Below are 266 nucleotides of genomic sequence, written 5' to 3' on the forward strand. Positions count from 1 at the left end.
GGCGCGGGTGTAGCCAATTTTTGACCCTGCCCGTACACGCTCTGCGGGACCTTTGTGCAAAGCGTCTTCATTGGACAGCGTTTTTGGTGAGATCAGCCCGCCTGTGGCCTTCGCCAGCTCTGCTCTTGAGACAACAGGCGGTAATTCCTGTTCGATAGACCTAAAAAAGGCTTCTGTACCGAGGCCGTGGTTTATTAGGCTTTCAGAACGCTCAAAATTGCGTTGCCAGTATTGTTGCATGTGTTCTCCTGCCTGTTGGGCTGATA

The 266-nt window shown here is 52.3% G+C and carries 1 pseudogene; it reads right to left on the reverse strand.

Features of this window, described 5'->3' with window-relative positions:
- Nucleotides 1-240, reverse strand: a pseudogene (locus NE637_RS15430) (hypothetical protein); the annotation flags it as partial.
- Nucleotides 241-266: the final 26 nt, after the last annotated feature.

The organism is Desulfovibrio desulfuricans, from assembly GCF_024460775.1.
GTDB lineage: Bacteria > Desulfobacterota > Desulfovibrionia > Desulfovibrionales > Desulfovibrionaceae > Desulfovibrio > Desulfovibrio desulfuricans_E.